The organism is Deltaproteobacteria bacterium (assembly GCA_011375175.1).
GTDB lineage: Bacteria > Desulfobacterota > GWC2-55-46 > GWC2-55-46 > DRME01 > DRME01.
On record DRME01000022.1, the window covers coordinates 1 to 9,729 of the forward strand.

Consider the following 9,729-nt stretch of genomic DNA (forward strand, 5'->3'; position numbering starts at 1 on the left):
GGAGAGGCTCCCGCCGCTGCATGCGGCGATACACTTGCCGCAGTTGTCGCACTCCATGCCGGTACGGTCCTTCATGGGACTCAGACCGAACTCGCAGGCCCTGTCGCAGTCGCCGCAGTCGTCGCACAGCCCGGGGTCGCGCACCACGCTCACGACCCGGCATGCCCCCATGAGCGACCACAGCGCCCCGCCGGGGCAGAAGTACCTGCACCACGTCCTCTCGGAGAGCGATATCTCGATGAAGAAGAGCAGGAGCAGCAGCGTGGCTCCGATGCCGACGGAGCCGAAGTAGATGAGGTGGATGAGCTCGCGGTTGAGTATGGCCGGCGGATATATGAAGGTCATGACCTGCACGCCGAGCGCAAGGGAGAGCACCCCGCCCGTAAGGAGCATGAGATACTTGATGTAGCGGTTGAACGAAATGTTGAAGGGCCTCACGCCTATAAGGCCCAGCACCCTGCGCAGCTTGCCGTTGAGCTCGAAGAGGAGGTGCATGGGACATATCCAGCCGCAAAAGACCCTGCCCAGCAGCACGGTGAGGACGATGAGCGGCAGGGCAGAGAGGAAGAGCGCGAGGTAGAAGCCGCCTCCGCCGAGGGTGACGCCCACGAAGGCCAGGGGGTCTGTGACGTTGTAGCCCGCTATGGTGACGGACCACGTGCTCCCCTTGAACATGTCGGCAAAGCCCATGGGGTCGTCGCTGATCTTCCTGACCAGGTCGTCCACCCTGTAGAAGAGGTCCTGCCAGAAGGTGCCGGCCACGTTGTGGATCCTGTAATTCTCTATGAGGATATCATAGAGGCCCAGGAGCGGAGCGACGATCATGAAGGAAAGGACCGTCACCTGCACGGTCCTTCGAAGTATCTGAACCTTGCTCATGTCGTACCTGCGACAAGCGCCACACGGCGACGGATAGGGGTTTGGGCTGCCTGTCCACCTGTCATGTTAACACGGACGGCCCGCGCCGGTCAAGAGAGGGGCTTGCGTGCGGAAGGCCCCAGGCCCGGGCGGCGCGGAGGCAGCGCCTGCAACCGCTCTCGGCCATGGACGGCCTTTCCGTGACGGCACAGAAAAACGGGCCGGATCCGTCGAGGATCCGGCCCGTCGCTGGCATGTGGAGGCAAGGCGGTCTCAGACCTTTTCCACCCTGCACACGCCCTTCTTGTAGTCGACCTGTCCGGAGACCGGGTCAAAGGCCCTGTGGGTGAGCTTGTTGGTCATCCACTTGTTCTTGGCCGGATCCGGGTCCGGGTTGTCCGCCACCTGGAGGTTCCAGGGCTGGAAGACCATGCCGCGCGGTATGGAGTTGCGCGCAGGCTTGACCTTGGAGCCGTCTCCGACGCTGGCGCGGCAGATGACTTCGGCCTGCCTGCCCGTGTCGGGGTCGACCCTCTTGGCCACGACCTTGACCTGGTCGCCGTCCCTGATGCCCAGGTCCTTGGCGTCGTCGGGATGGATCTCAACGTACTGCTCGGGGACGAGCTTCCTCGTGGTGGCCGCCCTGATGGTCTTGGCCGTGTGGAAGTGCTCGTAGACGATGCCCGAGTTGAACCAGAAGGGGAACTTGTCCTTCGGGACCTCGTCCCAGCGCCTGCCGAGGTACTCGGCGTCCGGCATCTCCGGGGTGAGGCCGTTGTCCCTGGCGGCCTTGAGCACGTTCATGTTGTCGATGAAGAACCAGCCCTTGGTCACACCGGCGTTGGCCATCTGGGCGGTGATCTCCTCGCGCTTGGTGTAGTCGTTGTTGACCAGGCGCACGTGGAGATAGCCGTCCTTGGTCCTGTAGTCACGGTAGTGCTTGGCCTTGTCGGGCCAGTACTTGTCCTCCTGGCCGCGGAAGCGGTACTTGAGTCCGCCGGCCTTGGCGACCTTGTAGGTCGGCGCGGGCCACTGGATGCCTCCGAGCTCGGCGAGCTGCTGGTAGATGGACTTGCCGTCCTTCTCCTCCACTTCGAGCATGCCGCCGAGGTCGATGTCCGAGCCGGGGAACCTGGAGCCCCTGATTATCTCGCGCATGACCTCCTCGGAGTCGTACCAGCCGTCGGCCCTCTTCTTGTAGGGGTAGATCTTGGTCTCGTCGAGGCCGAGGCGGCGGCACATCTTCTTGCCCATCTCGATGTAGATGTCGAGGTCGGGCATGTAGCCGGGCAGCGGCTCGGTGCACTTGGAGTTGATGTTGACCCTGCGCTCCGAGTTGCAGAAGGTGCCGGACGCCTCGCCCCAGGACGTGGCCGGGAAGATGACGTCGGCGTAGTAGTTGTTCGGAGCGTGCATGTAGAGCTCCTGAGAGACGTTGAAGGTCCTCATGAGCGCCGGCCTGATGAGCGTGGCCGTGTCAGCCGGGTCGATGTGGGTGCCGCAGGTGAGCCAGATGGCCTGGATCGTGTCCTTGGCGCCCGTCTTGGCCCTGTCGGGATGGGCCCTCTCGAAGACGCCGATGCCGAGGCCCACGTTCTTGAGCTCGGCCACGGCGGCGAGCCTCTCCCTGGTGACGCCCCAGAGGTCGGCTATGTTGTTGCGATGGGAGACGTTGTTGAGGCCCTGGTTGAAGGGGAGCCTCGCCGTCAGTCCGCCCATCATCCTGCGGCCCACGGCGTTGGGCTGGCCCGTCATGGAGAAGGCCGCGGCGCCGGGACGTCCCGTGTTGCCCGTGAGGGCATGGAGGTTGTAGATGCCTATGGTGTTGTGCTGACCGTGGAGGTGCTGGTTGTAGCCGATGCCCCAGAAGCTGATGACACCGCCGCGTCCGCGCTTGCGGCCCTTGAGCGACGCATCGGCCCAGATCTCGGCTATCTTCTCGATGAGGCTCGGCTCGATGTCGATGCCCCTGCGCTTGCGCACCGCCGGGTCACGGTAGTTGTAGTTGGCCTTGACGCCCTTGATGTACTCCTTCCATCCCGTGGCGTGCTCCTCGAGGAACTTGTAGTCCACGGCCTGCTCGTGCTTGTTGAGGATGGCGTAGGCGAGCGAGTTGTGGAGCGCGAGGTCGCCGTTGACCGTGGGGAAGTGGTAGGAGTTGCCCCTGTTTATCTGCTCGTAGCCCTTGACTGTGGGGGTACGCCTGGGGTCGACGACGAGGGTGGGGATGTTGCGCCTGTTCTTGGCGTCGGCGATCCTCCAGAAGAGCACCGGGTGGCCCTCCCTCGGGTTGTGGCCCCAGTGGGTGATGAAGTCGGCGTCGTCAACGTCGCGGTAGGAACCGGCCGAGAGGTCGGAACCCTGGGTGGCGAAGTAGCCGGTGACGGCCGAGGTCATGCACATGCGGGGGCTGCCCTCGATGGTCGTGGAGCCCATGACGCCCTTGGTTATCTTGTTCTCAAGGTAGAGGCTCTCGATGAAGTGCTGGCCCGAGGACCAGATGGCGATCTGGTTGGGACCGAACTTCTTGATGATGGCGGCGAACTTGTCGGCCACGAACTCCATGCCCTCTTCCCAGGAGACGCGCCTGAAGTGCTTGGGGTTCATGCCGTCGGCGCCCTTGGTGCGCGAGACGTGCCCCTTGAAGGGATCGGACATGTCCTTCCTGATCCACACGGGCCTGTCGGCGTAGCGGGCCGGGAACCTGTCTATGAGGAGAGGCTCGTCGGCCGTCAGTCCCTTGATGCACTGCAGGCCCTTGTTGGTGGGGTGATCCTTGCGGGGCACGATGCCGACTATCTTGTCGCCCTCGACGGCGACGGTCGTGCCGCAGCCAACACCGCAGTAGGGGCAGGCGGCGTAGAGCATCCTCCGTCCCGCCGCGTGGGCGAGAGAAGCCTCGGCCTCTTCCGTCGTTACGAACTCCTTGCCGAACTTCCCGGCTATGGCGGCGGCGCCGGTGGCGGCGGCCGAAGCCTTGAGGAAGGTCCTTCTCGTAAAACCTTTTCTCATCCTAGCCTTACTCATGCTTTTATCTCCCTCCCTTCGTAAGAGATTACTTAGCCTCCAGAAGCCAAGGCTCCAGCTTGCTGGTCGCGTTCTTGTCCCAGGTCCTGATAAAGGCGACGATGTCGTTTATCTGGTAGGGATCAAGCTCCGTGACCGCCAGGTCGCTGCCCTTGAGGAAGGGCTTCATGACCGTGCCGGCCCTGCCCCTTATGATCGTCTGCCTGATGAAGTCGTCGGAGGCGAGATCGAGGAAGACCTGATTGTTGAGGGCCGGACCGAAGTCGGTGCCCTCGCCGTTGTAGCCGTGGCAGGCCCCGCAGTTGCCGCGGAAGAGGACCTTGCCGTCCTCGGGGTTGCCCCACACGGGGTTGGGGTTGAGCGCTATGCCGGGGACCTCCTGCCATGTCCTCAGAAAGGCGATGATGTCCTCGATCTGGGAGTCGGAGAGCTGGTCCTCCCAGCCGGGCATGGGCCTGCCGGGCCTGCCCTTCTTTATCGTGCCGGCGAGGTACTCGTCGCTGGCCATGGCGAGGAAGGTCTGGTTGTTGAGCTGGTTGCCGATGAGATCGGTCGTCTCTCCGCCGCCGCCCGTGAACCAGCCCATGGGACCGCCGCGGCCCTGGCCCTTGTCGCCGTGACAGACGGCGCAGTTCTGCTGGTAGAGCTTCTCGCCGTTTGCAGCCGAAGCGGCCTTGGAGACGTCGGCACCGGCCGCCACAAGCATCACCGCCGCCGCAAAGCTTGCGGCAAAGACTACACCCTTCTTAAGTACCATCATTTCACCCCCTTGATAGAGTCGAGTCTGGTCTTGACTTGTTGATGTTCACCTGCCACACCAACTCATCTCACACCCTTCACCCATCCGCCATCCGCTCCCTGCCTCTTCCCGGACATCCCGTCGAGGCAGGGCGCCTTGCACGGCGCGGACAGGTTCCCGCAGCGTTACTGCTCACCTCCCTTCACGAAGTGTAATCAGAAACATCACACCCAAGCCTCTGTTCCGCTTTAACGGCGGGCCGCGCCGGGACAGAGCGGCCGCCTTCTAACGCGGACCCAATTATCCTTCAGAGGAAATCAATTGTCAAGAAGGAAATGACTTTTCCGCACAGGGCGCAACAGGCGCCCTCCAGGCGGTGCCGCGGCAATGCAGCGCCCCTCCCGCCGGCGGCTCTCCCCGCCGAGAAATGGGTGCCCTCCCCCGCCCTGTTTTCTTGTGAAGGGAGCAACAGGGCACTGGTGTTTGATGCCCGGCCAGGGCGGGGGAAGGGCATAGCCTGCGTACCGCTCGATACAGACTTACATAACTTAGCAAGTCTCGTGCCACGAGCCCCGACTGCGGGACATGGCGTCCTAACCTACCGGAAAGCTTGAGATGCCGGGGTGGCGGGCCGGGGATGAGACTCCCCTCCGGGACGCCTCGACCTTGCGGAAAGCCGCAACGAGGCCGGCAGCTTGCGATTTTCCGCAATGAGGACCCGCGGCTCCCGCTTCTCCCCTTCGGCGTGTCAGGGGGTGTGGATGCCGTACTTGACGACCTTGTCCTGGAGGGTGGAGCGCTTGAGCTTGAGCATGCGCGCCGCCTCGCTTCGGTTGCCGCCGGCCTTCTTTATGGCCATGGTGATGAGCCGCTTCTCGAAGGCCGACACGGCCTCGTCGAAGGAGTCGCCGCTGTCGAGGATGCGCGCAAAGTGGATGTCGCGCTTGAGGTCTCCGGGATCGAAGACCACGTCGGGCAGGTCCGAGGGCTCGACCACCGGGTTCCTCGTCATGGCGAGGATCCTCTCGACCATGTTCTCCAGCTCCCGGACGTTGCCGGGCCAGCCGTAGTCCATGAGCAGCCGCAGCGCCTCGCTCGAAAAGGTCTTCCTGTCCTCCTCGCCCTTGGAGTACTTGTCGACGAAGTGCTCGATGAGCAGCGGTATGTCCTCCTTGCGGCCCCGCAGCGGCGGCAGCTTGAGCGGTATGACGTTGAACCGGTAGTAGAGGTCCTCGCGGAACCTTCCCTCGCGGACCCGCTCGAGGAGATCGACCTTCGTCGCCGCTATGACCCGCACATCGACCTTGATCGTGGTCGTGCCGCCCACGCGCTCGAACTCCTTTTCCTGTAGGACCCGCAGCAGCTTTGTCTGCATGGGCAGCGGTATGTCGTCCACGTCGTCGAGGAAGATGGTGCCGCCGTCGGCGAGTTCGAAGCGGCCCTTGCGCTCCTTGACGGCGCCCGTAAAGGCCCCTTTCTCGTGGCCGAAGAGCTCGCTCAGAAGCAGCGTTTCGGTCAGGGCCGCGCAGCTGAACTTTATGAGCGGGCGGTGCTTGCGCAGGCTGTTGTAGTGTATGGCGTGGGCGATGAGCTCCTTGCCCGTGCCGCTCTCGCCCACTATGAGGACCGTGGCGTCGCGCGTGGAGATGCTCTCTATGAGGTCGTAGATGTTCTGCATCTCCTTGCTCTTGCCTATGAGGTTGCCGAAGCTGTAGCGCTCGGAGATGGCGCGCTTGAGCTCGATGTTCTCGTGGAGCAGGGCCCTGTACTCGCTGAGCCTCTCGATGATGAGCATGAGCTCCTCTGATGTGAAGGGCTTGGTTATGTAGTCGTAGGCCCCGAGCTTCATGGCCTCCACGGCCGTATCGACCGTGGCGTAGGCGGTCATGACGATGACCGGCAGGTCCGGGTTGTGCTCCTTTATGCGCCGCAGAAGCTCCATACCGCTCATGACCGGCAGCTTCAGGTCCGTAACCACGAGGTCGATGCCCCCCGCCTTGACGGCCTCGAGCGCGCTCACCGGCTCCTCGAAGCTCGCGGCCTCGTGACCCGCCATTATGAGCGAGTCCGTAAGGGTTATGCGCTTTATCTTCTCGTCGTCGACGACCGCTATCTTCATGGCTTAGCTCGCGTCTCCCGGCGGCTGCGAACCGTCTCCCCGAAAAAGACGTTCACGCCTCGCCGGCCGGGGCCATGTCCACGAGGACGTCGCTCGCGTCCGCGACCGAGCGGAGGCTCACCGTGAAGGTAGTGCCGCGGCCGGGACGGCTCTCCACGTCGATGGAGCCTCCGTGCTTCTCCACAATCTCATGGCATATGGAGAGGCCGAGCCCCGTGCCCTCGCCGCCCGGCTTGGTCGTATAGAAGGGCTCGAATATCCTCTTCAGCTCGTCGCCGTCCATTCCCTTGCCCGTGTCGCTTATGCTCACCACCGACATGCCGCCCTCGCTGCGGCTCCTTATGGTGATGGTCCCGCCCTCCTCCATGGCCTCGAGGGCGTTGAGGAAGATGTTGAAGTAGACCTGCTGGAGGTTGTGCGGGTCTCCGGCCACGGGCCGCAGCTCGGGGTCGAAGTCCTGTACGAGCCTTATCCCCTGCTTGTCGAGCTTCCACTCCATCATCTGCACCGTCCGCCGCAGCAGCGAGTTGATGTCGACGATCTCCGTGCGGAACTCGTGGTTGCGGACGTGTTCGAGGAGGTTTCGCACCACCTTCTCGATGTCGCAGAGCCCTTCCTCCATGAGGTCGAAGTAACGCTCCCTTATGCCCCTGTCCACGTCGGGACTGCGCACCGTGTTGAGACAGTTCTTTATGCCGTCGAGGGGGTTGTTTATCTCGTGGGCGATGTCGGCGGCGAGCTTGCCCACGGAGGCGAGTTTTTCGGTCTGGGCTATCTGGCTCTTCACGGTCCTCAGGTTGGCGTAGGCGCTCTTGAGCTTCTTTCTCACCTCCTTGAGCTCGCGGCGGGTCCTCTCTATCTCGCGGCGGTCGAGCCTGGACTTCTCGGAGACGAAGCCCACGAAGCCGGTGATGAGAAAGAGGGCCGAGAGCCTGAGGAAGAGATCGACCCACCCCCTGTCGTGCCACTGGCCGTAGACGGCGAGCATGTAGACGAGCGAGCAGGCCGCGGCCAGCGCAAGCCCCCGCGCCAGGCCGTAGTAGTAGGCGTTGAGCGCGCCGAAGAGGTAGATGATGATGTATACGTCGCTCGTCATGCCGCCCGAGTCGGCCACGAAGAGCCCGAGAAAGACAAGGTCCATGGCCTGGGCCGCCAGGTGTATCTCGGCCGTCCTCTCGCCCTTGCGCAGCTTCACGGCGATTAGGAATACGGAGTAGACGATGAAGAGAACGAAGAGCAGAAAGAGGTGTTCCCTCTCGGGAGGGGACGGGAAGCTCTGCAGGGCGAGCCACAGGGCCGCGCCGAGTATGAGAAAGGCCCTGACCGCGATGAGGGCGTGGTTTATGGTCTTGAGGCCTGAGAACGCCTGTTCCTGGTACATGGAAGTCCGTTGCAAACCGCTGTGACGATACGAAAAGGAGAGCGCCGGCCGCGGCCCTCGGCAAACCGTTGCGGCGCTCATGACGCGGGCCAGGCCGCCGCCGGCCACACTGAAATATTACCGCAAAATCGCAACGCTTCTCAACCCTATTTTTCCCGCGCCCCCGGAGGCGGGGTTGGCGGAGCCGGTTGGAGCCGCTTCCACCGGGCAAGACGTAAGCATGATCCTTCCTGCCCCGGAGGACTGGGTCGGCGGGGGGAACGGCGGGAATGGCGCGGCCCTCAGATGACGCCCGCGCGGATGAGGTCGTGGAGGTGGACGATACCGACGGCCCTGCCGTCCTCCACCACGAAGAGCGACGTTATGGAGTGGTCCTCCATCTTCCTGAGCGCCGACTCGGCGAGGTCGTCGGGGCCTATGACCTTGGGGGCCGAGGTCATGACCTCCGCGGCGCGCAGCTCGAGCAGTTCCGCGCCGCGCTCCACGCAGCGGCGCAGGTCACCGTCCGTTATGACGCCCACGAGCCTCTCGCCGTCGAAGACGCCGGTGACGCCGAGCCGCTTGGCCGTCATCTCGATTATGGCCTCCTTCATCGGCGTGTCGGGTCCCACCCTCGGCATGGCCTCGCCGCTGTGCATGAGCTCGCGCACGGCCATGAGCTTTCTGCCGAGGCTCCCGGCCGGATGGAGGGCGGCGAAGTCCTCGGCCCGGAAGCCCCGTCTCTCGAGCAGCGCAACGGCAAGCGCGTCCCCCATGGCAAGACACGCCGTCGTCGAGGCCGTCGGCGCAAGGCCCAGCGGACAGGCCTCCTCCTTGACGGCCACGTCGAGGACCACCTCGCCGTGGCGGGCGAGGGTCGAGTCCCTGCGTCCCGTCATGGCGATGAGCTTTATGCCGAGGCGCTTTATGAGGGGCAGTATGCCGAGTATCTCCTCGGTCTCTCCCGAGTTGGAGACGGCGATGACGACGTCGTTTTTCATGAGCACGCCGAGGTCTCCGTGGAGCCCCTCGGCCGGATGGAGGAAGACGGCCGACGTGCCCGTCGAGGCCAGCGTTGCGGCTATCTTCTGGCAGACGTGGCCGCTCTTGCCCATGCCCGTGACGACCACCTTGCCGGTAGCCTCCAGTATGAGCTCCACGGCGCGCACGAAACCGTCGTCGAGCCGCTGCTTCAGGCCCCTGACGGCCTCGGCCTCCACATCGAGCACCCTCTCGGCGCAACGCACCACGGCGTCCCTGTCGCTTCGCACAGTCACCGCCACCACCTCCGGGCAAGCTTGAACAAGCACATAGGGAAGCTCTGACTAATTACCTGGGGGAAACTTTCTGAAGAAAGTTTCCCCCAGGCCCCCTTCAAAGACTTTTAATTCCATGCGGGTCATCCCGATTTTGCAAGAAGCAAAATCGGGATGACCCGCATGGCGTTAAAAGTTTTTGGAGGGAGTCTGAGGGAACCTTTTTTCAAAAAAGTTCCCTCAGTGCAATAAATCAGAGTTTCCTTAAGAAATCTTGAGGGGGGCTTGCCGCTACCGCCGCCTGCGTGGCGCTCCCCGGCGGGTTCGGACCGCGCCAGGCGGGATCTCTTTACGCCTTTGCGGTCCGAAC

The 9,729-nt window shown here is 63.5% G+C and carries 6 protein-coding genes; all 6 read right to left on the reverse strand.

Going from position 1 to position 9,729, the window contains the following annotated elements; all coding sequences use genetic code 11:
• Nucleotides 1-879 (reverse strand): 4Fe-4S binding protein (locus ENJ37_01630; GenBank protein HHL39186.1); only part of this gene is annotated, 879 nt, incomplete at its 3' end.
• 252 nt (nucleotides 880-1,131) lie between these two features.
• Complete coding sequence (locus ENJ37_01635) at nucleotides 1,132-3,885, reverse strand: twin-arginine translocation signal domain-containing protein (GenBank protein HHL39187.1); 2,754 nt, start codon at nucleotides 3,883-3,885, stop codon at nucleotides 1,132-1,134.
• Between the two features lie 28 nt (nucleotides 3,886-3,913).
• The gene (locus ENJ37_01640) at nucleotides 3,914-4,645 is read right to left on the reverse strand and encodes a c-type cytochrome (protein HHL39188.1); all 732 of its coding nucleotides are present in this window, start codon (nucleotides 4,643-4,645) and stop codon (nucleotides 3,914-3,916) included.
• Between the two features lie 727 nt (nucleotides 4,646-5,372).
• Complete coding sequence (locus ENJ37_01645) at nucleotides 5,373-6,743, reverse strand: sigma-54-dependent Fis family transcriptional regulator (protein ID HHL39189.1); 1,371 nt, start codon at nucleotides 6,741-6,743, stop codon at nucleotides 5,373-5,375.
• A gap of 52 nt (nucleotides 6,744-6,795) precedes the next feature.
• Complete coding sequence (locus tag ENJ37_01650) at nucleotides 6,796-8,232, reverse strand: GHKL domain-containing protein (GenBank protein HHL39190.1); 1,437 nt, start codon at nucleotides 8,230-8,232, stop codon at nucleotides 6,796-6,798.
• 173 nt (nucleotides 8,233-8,405) lie between these two features.
• Nucleotides 8,406-9,353 carry a KpsF/GutQ family sugar-phosphate isomerase gene (locus ENJ37_01655; protein ID HHL39191.1) on the reverse strand — a complete coding sequence of 316 codons (948 nt, stop codon included), beginning with the start codon at nucleotides 9,351-9,353 and terminating at the stop codon, nucleotides 8,406-8,408.
• Nucleotides 9,354-9,729: the final 376 nt, after the last annotated feature.

What these genes read in the sequence shown, in the direction of transcription:
- ENJ37_01645 (HHL39189.1), bottom strand. Translation starts at nt 6,743, where the DNA reads ATGAAGATAGCGGTCGTCGACGACGAGAAGATAAAGCGCATAACCCTT.
- ENJ37_01640 (HHL39188.1), bottom strand. Translation starts at nt 4,645, where the DNA reads ATGATGGTACTTAAGAAGGGTGTAGTCTTTGCCGCAAGCTTTGCGGCG.
- ENJ37_01635 (HHL39187.1), bottom strand. Translation starts at nt 3,885, where the DNA reads ATGAGTAAGGCTAGGATGAGAAAAGGTTTTACGAGAAGGACCTTCCTC.